Below are 19,097 nucleotides of genomic sequence, written 5' to 3' on the forward strand. Positions count from 1 at the left end.
CAGTAACGAGTGGCATTAAGCTTTGATCGGCAAAATCATTAAGAGCACAAAAGTGATCATTATCGAGTGATTTTCGTGATCAAAGCTTAATGAGAATAAGTGATCAAAGTTAATGCCATTGGGTGATCAAAGCTGGAGAGAATATGCACAAGGTACCTTGAACGCTTTTATCTGGCTACTTGCTGCATCCAGCAACACGCTCGAACAAGCTTGTATATTCATTACAAGCAGTTTATAGATATGCTGTAACATGGTTTGGAGGTTCGCCAATGCTCTACCAATACAGCATTAAGGCTATTTTCGTGTAATTGAGTCTGAATGGCGTGATTAAGAGCATGAGTTCAATGAGGAGTGCTTTCAAACGACTCCTCATGTGTTAATAGAAGGATAAATAGTACCTATCCATATTGCTTATTTTGTCACACTTTTTTACCCCATCGCTACCAAAACCTGACGACTACCAGTGAATGGTTTGCGACCGTGTGAAACCTGCCAGTTGTCCAACAACATCACATCGCCTTTTTTCCAGTCAAAGGTAACTTCATTATCAAGGTATACCTGACGAATATGCTGTATGTGCTCTTCTGGGATCTCTGAACCATCAGCATAATACGTGGCATAAGGATAACCTGCATTTGAAAACGCCTTATCCATTTCTTCGCGCACTTTAGGGCACAGGCTAGAAGGGTGCCAAAAGGCGATATGATTGAACCAGACGTCATGTCCAGATTGAGGATGTTGATGCACAGCGGGCCTGACTTGTTCAGTAACAACATGCTTAGGCGAGAGCACCTTCATTGATACGTCTACGCTCTTACAGTAGTTGGCTATATCTTCTAAGGTAGACTTACCAAAGGCTTTAAAGATGGTGGGACCGAACCCCTCAAGGTAGTTGCGTCTAAGTAGCCAACCGCCTTTTTGCTCAAAAGCCTCAACGACTTTCGGATCAAGAGCTCGCAATACCGCCTGCACATCACAGATCTGAGTCTGACCGCCCGTTTGGGGTGGCTGCAAGCAACTAAATGCCAGTCTGGACGGCGGGCTGGTAACATAAGATAACTCGTTATGCAGCGCGATTTCCTGATCCGATGGAAATTCAGTTGCAGTATATATGCCACCGTCTAAGTGGGTACGAGGAGTCGCTCCTTCAACATATGCGGCCCTTTGGGTAATGGCTACTTCAGTAAAACGGGAAAAATCTTGCTGGTCTTTAATCTGAAAACCACGAAATACAATGGCTCCGTATTGCTTTAACTCCGATTCCACTACACTGCGATTATGCTCATACCAACGATTCAGATCATAAGAAGGTAATCGGGAGTGATATACCAAAGGTAGTTTGGGGGCGTGTTTGAAAAAATAACGATTTACGATTGCATCTATGTTAGCACTAGCATTGTCTTTTTTTTCAGTTTTCCATTTTGCAAACTTCATTAGAGCTCCTTAGTCAACCCTGTTTTGAAAGATTTGAATGAACGTTTGGCTTTTTGTACTTTAGCCTGAGTACCTTGTTGTAAAAGGCATTGAATATCAGACAGGGTCTGATGGGGTGCATCCAGCACGCTAGTTAAAATAAGTTGAAATTGTTCATGACACTTCTCAGGGTTGCCCTGTGTGCTATAGCTGGCAGGAAGACGCCAATGTAATTCGATGCCGTCTATGCCCTTTGGCTTTTGGAAAAGGCGATAGAAAAGCCCAAACTCTTTTGAGGTTTCAGCCTGAGCAATCTCATCAACGGCATAACAACCCATTGTCAAAACTTGTTGGCCTTGCTCTTGGAGCACATGCGCTGTGTGCGCCAACATCCAATCATGAGGCAAGTAGCAAGTGTTATTAAGTTGAGTGATAAAACTCGAACAAACATCCTTTAACTGAGTACTAGATTCTAGATCTAAGTACAGCAACCGAGTCTCATTCGTCGAAAAATAAGGGGAACTACCCGTTTTGAGCAAGCAGGGTTGGTCTGGCCATCTAATTTGCAACAACACTTGTAGGGCTATAAGCATTTTTAACTGTAATGATTTAAAGTCAGGCTGTGCACTTCCCTCACTAATCGCAAGCTTACATGTTGAGTTTTGCAATTTATCACTCACTAAAGCACACAACTGTAGGGTAGCCTGTTGATCTCTGCTATAAGGCTTACTAAGTGTTTCGCTATTTCGCGCCCCCGTCCTCTGCCCACCTGTGATGGTGTTTAAATCAGTTGCTCTAGCCATTGCTTTACGCTTAATCGCAAGCACCCTACGGTGCCATTCATTAAACTGAGTTTCTAAGATGGTCACTCCGTCCCGCTTAGTCATACCGCTTGGTGGTGACTCAATAAATAGGAGTTCATCTGGTGTGAGGTAATCAGGAATAGCGGCTAGTAGTTGGGCTTTTGACTTTATTTCGATGGTCTGCGTATTCGTGTTTTTAGGTAAAATACAAATCTTCTGAGCCAGCTCTATTGGCCCCACAATCAAAGCGTTTTGTGCAATACCTCGACATTTCAAAGCGGCCTCCATAGCTTGTGGATAGCTCAAATGTTGCCAATGATCCTGCGCTTCTCGCCCTTGCTCTAACCCTTGCAATGGCAAGCGCCAAATAGTGTCGTCTGCTTGTTCTATAAAACTTAACAGCATGACTTCTAAATGTTCCGCCATTTGCATCACTGTCGAGCGGTCAAACAAAGCTGTCGAGTAATTACAGTGCATCTGCAAACCTGCAGCCGTTTCTTCTGCCACCCATTCCATGTCGTATTTTACGATACTATTTTGTGTACTAAAAGGAGCAACTTCTAAGCCCTCTAATACCAGCTCACTAGGAGGATTATTTTGTAAAGTGAACATGATTTGAAACAGTGGACTATGGCTCAAGGACTTTTGGTGTCTCAAAGCATCCACTAACCACTCAAAGGGCAACTCCTGATTTGCAAAAGCATTGACAGCATACTCTCTGTTTTTCAGCAACAAATCTCGGGGAGTCATATCTAAATCAATGCGGCTTCTAAACACCAGAGTATTAATAAAGTAGCCTAATAGCGGAGACAACTGACTATTGCTCCGACCCGCTAACGGCGATCCTAAAACAATATCCTGCTGTCCGCTGTAGCGGGCTAGCATAGCCGATAATGCACTGTGGATCACAACAAATAACGTAGTTTTATACTCCGCCGCTAAGGCTTTCAGCGGCTCTAACACCCGGTTATCGACTTGCCAACTATAAGTTTGGCCGTGGTACTGCTGGTGTACAGGTCTAGGCCTGTCTAACGGTAAACTGTGTTGCAGAGGAATATCTGCTAACTGCTCTAGCCAGAAGTTGAGTTGTTCATTTAATTTATCCTGCGTTACTTCATGTCGCTGCCACCACGCAAAATCACTGTACTGAATCTCAAGCTCAGGGAGCGTATCGGGTAGGCCCTGACAAAAAGCATTATAAAAAGAGGTGAATTCATAGCTAAACACCCCCTGGCTCCAACCGTCAGATACGATGTGGTGCATGGTCAAAAAAAGTACATGCTGCTGCTCTGACAAGCGCAACAAGCAGCCTCTTAGCATCAGATCTAAACTGAGGTTAAATGGCTGCTGAAGCTCTACCTGTGCATACTCCTGAATGCGCTTGGATTGTTCCACATCAGGTACTTCAGATAAATCATATTGTGCTAGATGAAAAGGTTGAGCTGGCATGACCTGCTGTATTGGACTGCCGTCCACTTCTTTATACACGGTGCGTAAAATCTCATGTCTTTGCACTATACGATTTAAGGCACTTTCCACTGCCGTAACTTGCAACTCACCAATTAGTTCAAGCGTAACTGGCACATTATATTGGCTGCTACCCGCGTCTAACTGGTCAATAAACCACAACCCCTGTTGTGCATACGACAAGGGCAACTCCATATCTGCTGGTGCTTTTGCAATCAATTTAGTTTGCTGCTTGGCTTTTGCATTCAATTGACACCTCAACAGGTAGTCAATAATAGCCGGCTTGTGGTGTTTGATTTGCAGCTTCAAACTGTCTGGGAATTTTCCCCGCTCAGCCATAAATGCCAGCTGGTTGTTCTTAACATACAACACAATGTTTTGCGCTTCCGCCTCGGCGACGATGCGCCGAGCTTCATGAGTTAAATCCGACATTACAGCACCCCTTCCTCTAGTTCCTCAACATCCTGTAGCAATTCAGCTTTTTTTAAGTTCAGCATGCTATCGGTCTTGGCTTCTTGCAATTTCTCAGCAATTTGCTCAATGGTTGGCTGGGCAAAAAAGTCTCGAATGGAAAACATTTCTTCACTAACGCCAAATGCTTCTCTAATCATACTCACCAGTCGGGTAGCCAACAGAGAGTCTCCGCCAATGGAGAAAAAGTGATCATCAGGTTTAATGTCTTGCACGCCCAAAATATCCTGCCATAACGCAATGAGCGCGCCCTGCATTTGTTCTACAACATTTCCAGAACTGGTAAAGTCGAGATCAACCTTGTCCACAGTAGTCGCTTTAACCATCTCAGTGTTATTGCTACGTACAGTAGAGTTGTTCACCCACTGAGCCAATCTTGGTTGCAAATCAGGTACGGACACTATTACTTGCGGTGTGCCCACAAAATTGAGGGCATAACTGAACGCTCTGGCTCCTTCTCGGGCAGAAATGCTAAAGCGGACTGTATCAGAACTTTCATTTTCCTGTTCATTGAAGTGCCAACCATCCCAATTAACAGCCAACCAATGAACATGACCGGCCTGATGCTGTTGCTGTACAAAGGTATCCAAGAAGGCATTAGCGGCAGCATAAGCAGCAAACCCTAGTCCACCTAATACGCTGGATAATGAAGACATCACCATGCAAAAATCCACAGTCTGCTTTTCTAACAGGTGAGCCAGTACCATAGTCCCCTGTACTTTGGCACTAAACTGAAGCGCCACATCTTCAGGCGTAAGCTCTCCAATTCCTTGCATAGACCCATGCACCTTGCCAGCACAATGAATAACCCCATGCAACTGGCCAAACAACTCATCAATGTCCTGTATGACATGCTGCATTTGAGTCATATTAGCTACATCAGCTTGGCGCACCAATACTTCAGCTCCAGCTTCACGCAGCGATTGTACTGCTGACACTTTTTCTCTCAATGCTCTATTCCTCTTAGCATCATCAAGTAAAGCCTTCCACTCATGCTCAGCAGGGAACTGACTGGTAGTGGTTAAAATCAATCTAGCTCCGGGTGCTTGTTCAGCTATGTGATTTGCTAAAGTCAGGCCGATTTGACCAAGCCCACCGGTGATCAAATAGACACCTTTTTCTCTGACCTTAACGGGATGAAGGTTGACACTTTCATAGGTATTTATTTGGCTATCCCATTGAAGCGATTCTTGACTAAACTGCTTCAGCCAGCGCTGTCCATGACGAAATGCTACAAACGCATCGTTACAATCACTCAACAAATCCGCTTTAAGTTTCTGTGCAAATACATCCGCCGACATATCTGGCAGGTCAAAATCCAGCTTATCAAAGTCAAGCTGACGAACCGTCAACGCCGGGTACTCTTGAGGTACCACTTTACTAAAACCTGATACCAGTGCAGCAAGGGCTGAAGTAGTTTCATCCCCCAATACCACCTCTGCTCCTTGAGTCAGGACACATAACTGAGCAGTGACGCTATTAAATACCTGCACTAGGTTCAATAAGTGATTAATTTGGCCACTACCTACAGAGCAAACTTGCTGTTCTGGTGTAAAGTTCTCGTTATTGACTGTGTTTTGACAAATCAACTCCCGCGACAACTCAAGACTGGAGAGGTCAATAATTCGGTGAACTTCATGGCCATTTTCAGCCAACTGCTGACGCAACTGCAAGTAGTCGTCTTTAATGCCCTTTCGTATCACATGATGACTGAAGCCAGAAACGGTAGCACGGATGCTTTGGTCATGTGTTGCCGTCAGTTCTTGTAGTACAACTGGCAAAATATTCAGCGCTGATAAACTAGGCACGTTAACCATCGCCTCCAGCAACTGGGGGTTTTGAGAAATCATCAACCAGTTTTCAGCTTCGCCTGTCGGCAACGGCTTAGCAGCCAGTAACGGTTTACGTTGCCAAGCTGGGGTATAAAACCAATTATCCAATGACCGTTTCGCCAGTTTAGTTGTAGCTGACTTATCGTCTTTTTTATCTATCCAGTAGCGCTTTCGCTGGAAAGGGTAAGTAGGTAGCGGTACACGATGACATGATTGCCCTTGATGTATTTGTTGCCAATCAAGCTTAATGCCCGAACACCAAAGTTCTCCAATCGCCTGCCACAGAACATGTTCGTCTGGCAACTCCTGTTGAACATGACGCATAGTAGAGACGATGGACATAGCACCTTGCGCTGAGTGCTTGCGAGCTAGAGTACTCAACCCAATACCAGCACCTACTTCAATCAACACATAAGGTTCCGTGGTATCCATCACACTCTGAATGCTTTGGGAAAACTGTACCGTTTGTCTTAAATGATCAATCCAGTATTGTGGGGTAACTAGGTCATCACCTGAAGCAGGTTTCCCTGTCAGGTTGGAATACACCAAGCATTGTGGTGCGGTAAAGTTTACCTCTTCTAGCACAGCTTTAAAGGGGGCCAAAATCGGATCCATTAATGCTGAGTGAAAGGCATGCGAGGTCGCCAGTGAACGATATTCAAGCTCACTGCTGCGCAATATATCCAGCAGCTCATCTGTAGCACATTTAGATACTGAGACAACGCAATGCTCAGGACTATTGATTGCCGCAATTTCAGCGATACCTGATATAAGTGCCGCGACCGTGTCACTCTTAGCTCTGACACTAAACATGTTACCAGGCGCAGTGCTTTGCATCAGCTTAGCTCTTGCCGAAACAACTCGAACCGCATCCTCGATAGAGAACACGCCAGCAATACATGCAGCCACATATTCACCAATACTATGACCCAACACCACTTTCGGCTGAATACCCCAATGCTTTAATAGCATGGCAAGGCTGTATTCCAAACTAAAAATAGCAGGTTGTGCCCAGCATGTGTCATTCAGTTTTTCAAAGTGACTTTGTTTTGCTTCATCACTACCGGAGGCTGGGTATATAACAGAACGAAGATCGGCTTCTAAATGTTCTTCAAACAGGTCACAACAGAGGTTAAACACCTCGGCAAAATAAGGCTCGTTGGTCAATAAGCCTTTAGCCATCTCTAGATACTGAGAGCCTTGCCCTGGAAACATAAATACGGCTTGCGGTTCATCAAGCGCCGCAGCCTTTTGCGATGTGTTGGCTCTTAGCTTTTTAATTGTGACTTCTACGTTCGGTTGCGCCACTAACGAATAACGATATTGATGAGCCGAACGCCCCACCTGTAAGGTGTAGGCAATATCTGCCATCGACACTGTATCGCAGGCAACTTCAAGATGATCTGCCATACGCTGTTTTAGCTCAGCCAAGGCCTCTGGTGTTTTCGCACTAAGTGTCAACAATTGGGTACTACGCTTGAGCGGAGCTGAGAGTTGTCCTTTATCATTATATGATTCTGGAGCTTGCTCCAATACCACGTGAGCATTCGTGCCACCGATACCAAAGGAGCTAACACCTGCTCTACGAGGATATGATGACTCGGGCCAAGCTCTGTGCTCAGTATTCAAATAAAACGGCGTATTTGCAAAATCAATTTTGCTGTTACTTTGACCAACATTAATACAAGAAGGTAACTCCCCGTTTTTCACCACTAATGCTGCTTTGATAAGCCCAGCGACGCCTGCGGCGGTGTCAAGGTGTCCAATGTTGGGTTTAAGAGTGCCCAGTGCACAATGCTGATATCGCCCACTGTTAAATGCTCGGCTCAACGCTTTTATTTCAATAGGATCTCCCAATGGGGTCCCTGTACCGTGCGTTTCCACATAGCCAACACTATCGGCAGGTATTTTTGCCTGAGTTAGCGCATTTTCGATAACCTGACTTTGTCCCTGAATGCTCGGGGCGGTAAAGCCAACCTTTAAGGCCCCATCGTTATTCACCGCACTTCCCTTAATGACACTGTAGATGGTGTCTTTATCTCTGAGGGCATCTTTAAGCCTTTTAAGCACCACCAAACCGGCTCCATTCCCAGCACGAGTGCCACCAGCGTCTTCTGAAAATGCACGACAATGCCCATCAGCTGAGACAATTCCACCTTCTTCGTACCAATAGCCCTGTTTATTGAGCAAGGATACTCCAACGCCGCCCGCCAACATCATGTCAGCTTCTCCCATACGCAGGCTACTGCACGCTTGATGTACCGCGACCAAAGAAGTAGAGCACGCAGTGACAACATTTATACTTGGCCCCGTCAAGTTGAGTTTGTAAGACAGACGAGTAGCGCTGTATGCGGAACTATTTGCATGCATGACCTGCAAGCCCATGTTGCGCATCAATGATTCATTGCTCATTAGGTTTTGCACTAGATAACTGCTCTCAGCAGCCCCCACAAATACGCCCACATGACGCGCCTGGGTATCATCGCCATAACCCGCCTGTTCGAGGGCTTCAACGGCACACTCGAATAACAAGCGCTGCTGTGGATCCATAATCTCTGCTTCTCTGGGTGTCATGGAGAAATAGTCCGCATCAAATTTATCTATTTTATCCAGTAATGTACCTGATTTGACGTAGCGGGGATTATCGATAGTGTCCTTATTCACACCGGAATCCAGCAACTCCTGTTCGCTAAACACTTGCAGGGATTCCTTGCCACTGCGCACGTTATCCCAAAACTCAGAGGGATTATTAGCGTCAGGGAAGCGAAGACCCATGCCAATAATGGCAATATCCTCATCCACTTGCTGCGTATTCCCGCTCGACTTACCAGACTTCTGTTGCTGTATTGTCCCATCACTATCGGATTGTGTGCTTTGTAAGTGTGCCGCTAAGCGCTTAATGGTTGGGAATTCAAACAGTTCTGTAAGTTCCAGCGATAATCCGGTGGTTTTTTCGATACGGCTTTTCAATTGCATACTCAATACTGAGTTGCCACCAATTTCGAAGAAGTTGGCATTGCGGCTAACCCGCTCTAATTGCAATAGTTCACACCAGATATCGCTGAGCTGCTGCTCTAACCCTTGCTGTATTTCCGTATCATTGCCGTGCTCAGGTAAATCGAAAGTATCAGCCGGATTTAAGGTCAGCAGTGCAGCTTTGTCTACCTTGCCATTTTGTGTTAGAGGAAACGCCTCTAAAGCTAAAAATTGTGCAGGTATCATATATTCGGCTAGTTGTGTTCTAAGCCACAGCTGTACTTCACGAACGCTTACCGAGACATCATCAGCGCTAGCTTTGTCATTTTGCGAAGTCAACAGTAAATAAGCTACCAGTCGCTTGTCTGATCCGCTTCCTGCTACCAGCACACAAGCTTGTGCTACTGATTCATGACGTTCCAATGCTGACTCTACTTCGCCCAGTTCAATTCGAAAGCCTCGGATCTTCACCTGTTCATCGGTCCGACCTAAATATTCTAGATTGCCGTCATCTCGATAACGTACCAAGTCACCAGTACGATACAGTCGTTCAGGCTGCACCGTTGCTGCTGGTGACATATTCTGCCCGATGCTTAGTGTGACAAACCTCTCCTTTGTAAGCCCTTCTCGATTAAGGTAGCCTTGGGCGAGACCCTGACCACCAATATACAGCTCTCCTACGCAACCAAAAGGTACTGAGTTGTCGTTATCCAAAAGCCATAACTGGGTATTTTGAATAGGTTTGCCAATGGCTACGGTATCGCGACTGACATCAAGATCTTGCAAAGTACGAACAAAATGGACGCAGCAGCCAACAACAGTTTCGGTTGGACCGTATTCATTAACAAACACAGCTTCAGGAAGCAATGTTTGCTTCCAAGGCAACAAGCAATTGCTAGTTAATTGCTCGCCACCCAAAACAATAGTATGCCGGGTAGATCTAGTTAAGCCGCATTCTCGCAACCAATGTAAATGTGAAGGAGTCAATTTGAACAGCCATGAACGGCCATCGTGAAACAGGTATTGCTCCAGCTGAGAGGCAAGCATTGAGGCATCAGACAAGTCCAAAATGTGCAAAGGTTTACCCGTCAGTAAAGCGCCAAACAATGTGGTTACTGTGGCGTCAAAGCTCAACGTTGAGCTCATTACCGCACCGCAGGTATCCTCTTCAAAATAACGCTCTGTCACGTGCTCTAGGTAGTTGCTCAAACCTTCGTGCAAGACCTTTACACCTTTTGGGTTTCCAGTCGTTCCGGAGGTATAAATCACATAACATATATCCTGTAAACTCAACGTCGTTTTACACGCTGTAACAGGTAAGTCACTAAACAAATGAGTATCATCAATGCACGCTTTTTGAACGGCAATCTCTTCAAACTTGCTAACGCTTGAGGTGTCAGTAAGTATTAATTTAGCTTGGCTATCCTCTACAATATACTGCAAACGCGCTTCAGGTAATGATGTTTCTAGCGGAAGATAAGCGGCACCCGTTTTCATAATAGCCAACAGACCATATACCTGAGCAATCGAAGGCGGCAGGGCTAAAGCCACTATGCAACCTGCTCCAATGCCTTGTTGCATCAACCAGTTGGCCAGCTGATTACTGCGTTGCTCCAGCTGAGCAAAGGTTATCTGTCCATCACTATCTTGCAATGCTATAGCCTGTGAGTGCTGCTTAACAATGGCGCTAAAGGAATCAATAATATGAGTTTTTGGTGTAGTCGTTGCAGGTCCACTGGCAAGACATTTTTGTTTTTGAAAATCGGTATATTCAAGAAAGTTAAGTTGCTTAACCGGCTGTTGAGGTGACGCTAATAATTGGCTTATTAAGCACTCAAAACTTAACGCGAGGCTTTCAATTGTACTGGCCTCAAACAAACTAGTGGCATAGTTCCAATTTAACCATAACCCCCGCTCATCCAGAGTGGACATTAGCTCTAAATCAAATTTACTGCCAACATTACCATCCCACTGACTCTCAAACACCAAGTCTGCCACTTGTTTTTGCGCAGCGTTAAATTGTGGGTTTTTCATAGCCTGATTTTGCAGGCTGAACATGATCTGAAACAGCGGTGTATAGCTTGGGCTGCGAGGTACATTCAAGTGCTCAACCAACATATCAAAGGGCACATCCTGATGGCGAAATGCCGCCTCGGTCATGTCCTTGTGTTGTTGCACTAAGGTCTCAAAGCTGTGTTCGAGATGGACACTAGAGTGTAAAGCGATGGAGTTGACGAAAAAGCCGATCAAATTATCTACATCAGGATGGTTTCGCCCAGCGACTGGTACACCTATCACAATCTCTTTTTCCCGACTCCATTTACTCAACAGCAAGGCAAAAGCACTGTGTAATACGACAAACAGTGTAGTGTCGTGATATCGCGCAAAACTGTCCAGTTGATCTGCAACCTCAAGAGATAGCAATCTAGAGAACTGAGCGCCTTCAAATTGTTGTTTTGCTGGGCGCTTCTTGTCCAAAGGCAAAGCGTGCAGAGTTGGACTAGTCGCATGATGGCCTTGCCAAAATTGCAGATCCTCTTCCAGTTTTTTATGGTTTAGCTCACTACGCTGCCACGCAGAAAAATCCGCATACTGAATATCCACTGCTTGAAGTGGGTTTTCTTCCCCTGCCAGATAAGCTCGGTAGAGCAGCTCAAATTCAGTGGCAAGGATTTCTTCTGACCAACCATCTGATGCAATGTGATGTGTTGTAAGAGTCAGTATGTATTCCTGTGGTGCCAGTGTTAGCAATCTAGGTCGCATCATGCGATCACAACTAAGATCAAATGGAGTCTCAGCTTCAGATTGAAGAAAATCTTTGATTCTTTGCTGCTTTGTCTGGTCATCAAGCTGCGTCAAATCCATAGTGAACAAAGGTTCAGCCTCATCCGCCAGCACTCGCTGATACACCTGCTCTTCATGCGTTAAGTACACAGTACGCAGAATTTCATGGCGGGAGAATATGGTATTAAAGACCTTCTGCAGCACGTGGGTATTGAGGTTACCCTTAATTCGATAAGATATTGGCATGTTGTACTGAGCACTGCCTTTACCAAGCTGATCGATAAACCACAAACGCTGTTGTGAAAAGGACAAAGGCAGTAGCGCAATATCATCAAGCTCACTTTGAAGATGTATGTGCTTAGCTTTACTTCGATCAACCTTGGCAATTCTAGTCACGCCAGAGCCCTCAACGGCCTCCACTAACTGAGCCAATTTTTCAATGCTGTTGTATTCATACAACTGCGACAAAGTCAAAGCTACACCGAAGGACTTGCTGATAGCGCTAATGAGGCGCATAGCTAATAATGAATGCCCCCCCTGACGGAAGAAGCTATCGGTCAGGTTCAGAAATTCAGCCGGTAATAACTGTTGCCACAACGCCAACATTTTACGCTGGGCAGCAGTTTGCGGTTCTGCCAGCTTTGCTGGAATAGTGTCAGTGGATAGCTGCTGTAAAGCTTTGCTGTCTACCTTGCCGTTAGCTGTCAAAGGCAGTTCCGGCAAGAATTTAATGCTTGTAGGTACCATAACTGGAGGCAAGCTTGCTTGCATCCGTGCAAACAGCTCGTCACACGTTGTAGGTTGTTCACCGCTGGGCACCACAAAGGCTCTTAGTTGTTTGTCACTACCACTGCCCGAGACCAAAACTTTCGCCTGCTGCACACCCGAATCTTTTAGTAGCAACGATTCTATTTCGCCTAACTCAATTCTGAACCCTCGGATTTTAACCTGGTCATCCATGCGTCCGACAAATTCCAAGCTACCGTCCGTTAAATAGCGAACCCTATCTCCTGTGCGATAAAAGCGCTGTTCCGTCACATTGGGGATAGTGCTACCAAATTTTTCTTGGGTCAGCTCATCCCTGTTTAAATACCCCTCGGTGACACCATCACCACAAATCAATAACTCTCCCACCGCCCCAACTGGCGCGAGTTTTTCATCGTTAATCACGTAAAGCTGGGTATTAGCAATTGGCTTGCCGATGGGCACAGCCACTTTGTCACTAGGAATATCACTCAGTTGATTAACAGTGTAAATACAGCAGCCCACCGCTGTTTCCGTGGGACCGTATTCGTTAGTGAATATACTGTCTGGTAACAATTCACGTTTCCAAGGCATAAGTGTGGCAACCGTTAACTGCTCTCCTCCTAGGACGATATGGTGTCTGGTAGTGCTACTAAGGCCCGCCTGTGCTAACCAATCTAAATGGGCTGGTGTGAGTTTAAACAACCACTGTCCATCACCTTTAAACAAGTAGTGACAGAGTTGTTGATACAACTCCTCCTGTTCTTGGTTAAGAATAACCAGTTGCTTAGCAGCCAATAAAGGTGTGAAAAAGGTGGTTACCGTTGCATCGAAGCTCAGTGGGGAGCTCATTACAGCCCCTTGAAAGTCATCTTCCATGTAGCTTTCAAGTGCGTGAGATAAGTAATTTATCACGCTGTAGTGGGGAACTTTTACCCCCTTGGGTTGGCCAGTGGAACCTGATGTATAAAGCACATACAATAAATCCTGTGGCGTCACTTTGACCTCAAGGTGAAAGGTATCCTCGGCGTATTCCTCCAGCCAGTCATCTTCCAACATCTCATCAATTAATAACACATCGGTGTTTGGTAGAGGACACTTGGCCAAAACATCAGAAACACAAATAACCTGTTCAATGCCAGCGTCTTTGAGAATAAAATCTAGTCGTTCAGAGGGAGCCTGTGAGTCCAGTGGCACGTACACAGCCCCAGCCTGAGCTATGGCTAAAACGGCAACCGTTAGATGCAATGACGGGTCGATAAGCACACCTACGCGCTGTTGCGGTTCTATACCTTCGTCGATGAGGTAGTTACTGAGTAAATCAATTTTCCGCTGCATCTGGGCGTAAGAGAGTTGCAGCCCCGGTATGCCCTCTTTTGCCACATAGCTTAGCGCAATACGATGCGGGTGCCGCTCGCTCTGCTTGCGGATCAGCTCCATAACAGTAGACTGCTTTGGGTAGTCCTGCGGGTTGCAATTAACGTCCTGTAAAAATGCACGATCAGATTCAGAGATAACGGGCAGAGTACTCGTTAAAGCCTCTGGCGTAGCTATCACAGCTTCCAACAAGCAGTGAAAGCTGCGTGATAATCTCGCAATCGTTTCAAAAGAGAACAGCGCAGTCGCGTAACTCCAGTTTAACAACAGGTTATCAGACTGTACGAAGGCGGTAAGCTCCAGATCATACTTCACCTGATTTTGTGAAGCATCTATATGACTTAATTGTAAACCTGGCAATTGGAAATTTGAAGATTGAGATTTTTCAGCATCACTTACCTGTTGTAACCCAAACACAATTTGAAATACTGGTGCAAAGCTATCTTGTCGTTCGTCCACCAGTTTTGGGATCAACATGTCAAATGGCACCTGCTGGTGCTTAAATGCCTGCAATATCATTTGCTTGTTTTGCTGCAACAAAGACAAAAAGCTGGTTTCATTATCCAACTGAGTGCGCAAAGCAACATTATTGATAAAAAATCCAATCAAGGGTGCTAATTGTTTTTGCGTACGGCCTGCGATAGGTGTTCCCAACACTATGTCGTTTTGGCCACTAAAACGGGATAACAACAAGGCAAAACAAGTTTCCAACAGCATGAACAAAGTCACTTCGTGCTGGTTGGCAAAGTGCTGCAACTTATTCAAAAGTGCTTTAGGGATGTCCTGTACCAACACATGACCTTCGCGATTTGAATATTTACTTCTGGGGTGATCCAACGGTAGTTCGTGTACCATAGGAATACCATCTAGCTGCTTTTCCCAGTAGGCAATTTGCTGTTTTAAATTATCTTCAGTGTTATGTTCTCTTTGCCACAGGGCAAAGTCGGCATAGTCAATTTCCAGTGGTGGTAATGGTTGCTGCACCGGTAAAGACTTTTGCTGTGCTTCCACATACGCTTGGTACAGCACCGCAAACTCGTGGGTAAAGATACCCAGTGACAAAGCGTCCGAGGCGATATGATGCATCACACTTAGCAATATATAAGAGTCTTCACTAAGTTTTAGTAAATGACAGCGAAGACTAAGGTCACAGCTTAAATCAAACGGCTCGTTAGCTAATTTTGAAAGAGTATTTCTGAGTTGTTGTCGTAAGTCACTCTCATTATCTGCGCTTACATCTGCACTTAAATCAATTATCGGAAGTGGTACACTCTCCACCTCCTGAATGCGCATGTAAGCTTGGTCTTCGCTGCTACTGTACACACTGCGAAAAATACTGTGTCGCTTTAGTATATTATCCAACGCAAACTGCACCGCATCGATACACAGCTGACCATCCAATTTAATAGCACCGGAAATATTGTACTGACTGCTATTATCGTTAAACTGTTCAGCTAACCACACTCGCTGCTGTGTCAAAGACAAAGGCACCGGCCCTTCCAAATCGGCTCTACGAGAAATACGCTGATTCATCTTGGCAGGACTGTTATCTCTTGCCCTTAACCATTCCAACAAATGCGGCTTTTGCGCTTTGATTTCTTGCAACAACTCTGGGGTTAAAGCAGCTTTGTTGCCTACAACTCGAATGTTGTCTTGTGCCAGCTCAAACCCAATATTTAAATCAATGCACTGACTAATCAATTTATGCAGAGTTGACATCATATTAACACTTCCTGTTCTTGTCTTTGTTCATCTAACTCAATAGAGGACAATTTTTGACTCAACAACTTGTCATCAATGCATTGTGCGATAGTGCGAATGGTGGCGAGTTCAAACACTTCCATCATATTAAGCTCCACCTGAAAGGCTTCTTGTGCTTCATAGATAAGACGAGACAATTGCAAGGAGTTTCCTCCCAACTCAAAAAAGTTAGCCGCCACGCAGATTTCATCTACCCCTAAGATAGCCTTCCAAATATTCGCTAACTGCTGCTCAGTGTCGGTTTGCGCTGCCTCCATCTGAGTAGGTGCAAAAAAGTGAGCTTCAGGTAGGGCTTTTAAGTCCAACTTGCCATTTGCTGTCAGCGGTAATTCGTGCAATACCACAAAAGCGCTGGGCATCATATAAGCGGGCAATGTTACTGCCAAACGCTCCTGCATGGCCCGGATCAGGAACTGTTCCTCATCAGCTTGACGATGCTCTAGTGTCGGCACAATGTAAGCGACCAGTTTCTTGTCTTGGCGCTCGCCTAGCGCTATGACAACCGCTTTTTCAATTTGCTCAGCACTGCTTAGTTGGGCTTCAATTTCTCCCATTTCGATTCTGAAGCCCAATATTTTCACCTGATTATCACTGCGTCCAAGAAATTCAATGTAGCCCTCACTCAGCAGCCGCCCAAGGTCACCGGTTTTGTATAGACGCTGTTGTAATCTCTCATGCCAAATGAAACTCCCTTGGGTTCTTTGAGAGTCATTAAAATACTCTCGGGCCACACCTTTACCGCCAATATACAAATCGCCCTGACATCCCAGTGGCACAGGCTGTAGTGCCTTGTTAAGAACATAAAAGTACTGGTTCGCCAGCGGCATACCGTAGGGCACGCTGGGAAGGTTGCTACAGTCTTGCGTGATAGGATAATGAATAGACCAAATAGAGCCTTCCGTTGCGCCTCCAAGACTGTATACCTTAGCCTGTTCAAATCGCTGCCAGAGTCTGCTTGGCAACCCAGTCGGGATCCAGTCACCACTCATCATCACGATGCGCAATGGTGCTGTACTAACACGCCCTGCCATCTCAAATTGTAGCGTCAGCAGATCAGCAGAGGCTGGCACGCTATTCCACAAGGTAATGTTGTGCTGTTCTAGTAACTGCATCCACTCATTAGGATCTGAGGCTTTGTGGTCATTGGGGTAAATTACTTCACCACCGGCAGCCAACAAACCAAATAAGTCATACACCGACAAGTCAAAACTCAGGGCAGATACTGCCAATACACTATCTTTCTCAGTGACACTATATTTGCGGTTAATATCCAACAGGGTGTTAACTGCCATACCGTGCTCAATGGCCACACCTTTAGGCTTACCTGTTGAACCTGAAGTAAATATCACATAAGCCAATTGACTTGCCATTCCCTCTGTGGGAACGCGTTCCAAAATGGATGCTAGTTCATCGTTACAAGGCTCAATGCTGTGCACATCAATGCAAGTCAGTTTTTCAGAAAGAAGTAAAGGTGATTCCTGATGGCTTACCAACAATCGACAACCCGCTTGGCTGATAATATTGTCACAGCGCTCTGCTGGCCAGTTTTCCTCCAGCGGTAAATAGGCTGCTCCCGCCATTAAGATACCCAGTGTAGCGATCGCCTGCTCTCTACCCTTTGGCAAACGAACAGCAATCAACTCTTCCTGTTGCAAATCATATTCTTTTAGTCTTTGCGCTAAACCGTAAGCTGCGCGCAATAGAGCCTCGTAACTAACAGTACCGTATTGATCTCGAACTGCAATTGCACTTGGCTGGCGTGTTACCTGTTGAATAAATAAACCATGCATTGAGGTTTCACAGGTCACTGTTTCGGCAAAATCAATGTCAGTATCGTTATAAGCGGCTATCTTTGCCAAATCTGATTCCGATGCGATGGGATAGTCATAAATATTAGCCTGTGGAGTGACAACAATGCCCTCCAGCAGCTTAATAAACGCCTCGCTTAAGCGTTCAATTGAGGCTTGCTGGAATATACTTTTGGCGTAAGTCCAACTAAAGCTCAAACCTGACTCAGACTGATTGACACAAAGATCTAAATCAAATTTTGCCAATGATTGTTTGTAAGGGTACAGACTAAAAACAGTATCTTTGGTTTGTATCAGCTGTTCACTAATGTGCTGTAAGCGGAACATGATCTGAAACAACGGCGTATGGCTTTGGGTACGGGTATACTGGATATTCTCCACTAAATATTCATAAGGAATATCCTGATGATCTAAAGCATTCGCAAAGCTCACTTTATTGGCACTAAGAACATCAATAAAAGTGTGCTCATCACTGAACTGGGTCAAGTTCACTAGGTTGTTTGCAAAATATCCAACATTGTGTTGCAACTGGCTTTGGGTTCTACCCGCCACCGGAGTACCTATAACGATGCGTTGTTCGTTACTCCAGCGAGCCACTAACAAGGCAAAAGCCGTTTGCAGCAATACGAACAGGGATGTTTGATTATTAGTTGCCAGCTTTTCTAACTTTTGAGCTAGGGCTGGATTACAAGCTAACGAATGCACCTCTCCTTCATACTGCTGAGCCACTGGACGAGCGTGATCCGTTGGTAAACTGTGTAGCTGGGGTAAATCCACCAAAGTATCTCGCCAGTACTGCAATGATGCTTGTGCACCGTCGCTTTGCAGATATTCCCGGTGCCAAGAAGCGTAATCGGCATATTGGAAACTTAGCTCTGGCATAGTTACGTTTGCGGCCTGCTTGTCAGTCAGACTTGCGTATAGCCTAGTGACTTCTTGAACAAGAATCTTCAAAGACTCACCGTCAGCTGCAATCATAGGTAAAGTTAATGCCAACAGGTGCTCTTGTTCTGCCACGCATATCAGGTTGGCCCGTAATAAAGGTGCCTTGGCAAGATCAAATGCATAGCGTGCACAGTTATCTATGATAGCTTCGACTGTTGAGCCGTTTAAATCATCAGTAGCAATACCCGTTTGACTTTCTAAACTGGACTGGGATTTTATTAAGTCATGCTCTATTAGAGGTAAACCTGCAACTTCGACAATTTCTTGCTGCACACCATCGGCGCTTTCTACATAACGGGTGCGCAAGATTTCATGACGTGCCAAAATGCTATTTACCGCTTGCTGCAAACAGGCTTTTTGCAATGGCCCATTGATCTTAAGAACTGCCTGTACATTGTTTTGGTTGTCTGTGCCTTGCATGTTGTTCAATAACCACATGCGCTGCTGTGAATGAGACACAGGAAAACGCCCCAGCTTGCGGTCCAACACTACCAATGGTACATGGTTGCCACTTTGAACCTGATGAGTCTGCTGCTGTTGCATAAACTCTATAATTTGCGGCTTGTTACTTCTAAGGTGCTGTAAAAGCTCATCTGTTGGCATGTCATCAAACAACACCTGTAAATTACCCTCTTCGACCGATAAACTTACTGACTGCTGTTCGCACATTGTTAAAATTGCTTGAATATCCATGATACATTCCCTAATAATTTTGT

The 19,097-nt window shown here is 45.2% G+C and carries 4 protein-coding genes; all 4 read right to left on the reverse strand.

The genetic code is table 11. From position 1 onward, the window contains the following. Positions 1-429: 429 nt before the first annotated feature. The 4 genes from L641_RS0114690 to L641_RS0114705 are packed head-to-tail and all read right to left on the reverse strand — an operon-like array spanning position 430 to position 19,074. A complete protein-coding gene (locus L641_RS0114690; protein WP_024602288.1) occupies positions 430-1,434 on the reverse strand; it encodes a TauD/TfdA family dioxygenase in 1,005 nt (334 codons plus the stop codon). Then, the gene (locus L641_RS22635; protein WP_024602289.1) at positions 1,434-4,115 is read right to left on the reverse strand and encodes a condensation domain-containing protein; all 2,682 of its coding nucleotides are present in this window, start codon (positions 4,113-4,115) and stop codon (positions 1,434-1,436) included. The genes L641_RS0114690 and L641_RS22635 overlap by 1 nt, the downstream gene beginning before the upstream one ends. Beyond that, complete coding sequence (locus tag L641_RS0114700; protein ID WP_024602290.1) at positions 4,115-15,589, reverse strand: hybrid non-ribosomal peptide synthetase/type I polyketide synthase; 11,475 nt, start codon at positions 15,587-15,589, stop codon at positions 4,115-4,117. Before L641_RS0114700 ends, L641_RS22635 begins: the two co-directional genes overlap by 1 nt. Then, on the reverse strand, positions 15,586-19,074 hold the full coding sequence (locus L641_RS0114705) for a non-ribosomal peptide synthetase (protein ID WP_024602291.1): 3,489 nt from the start codon (positions 19,072-19,074) through the stop codon (positions 15,586-15,588). Before L641_RS0114705 ends, L641_RS0114700 begins: the two co-directional genes overlap by 4 nt. Between the last annotated feature and the right edge of the window lie 23 nt (positions 19,075-19,097).

The organism is Pseudoalteromonas sp. TB41, assembly GCF_000497975.1.
Taxonomy (GTDB): domain Bacteria; phylum Pseudomonadota; class Gammaproteobacteria; order Enterobacterales; family Alteromonadaceae; genus Pseudoalteromonas; species Pseudoalteromonas tetraodonis.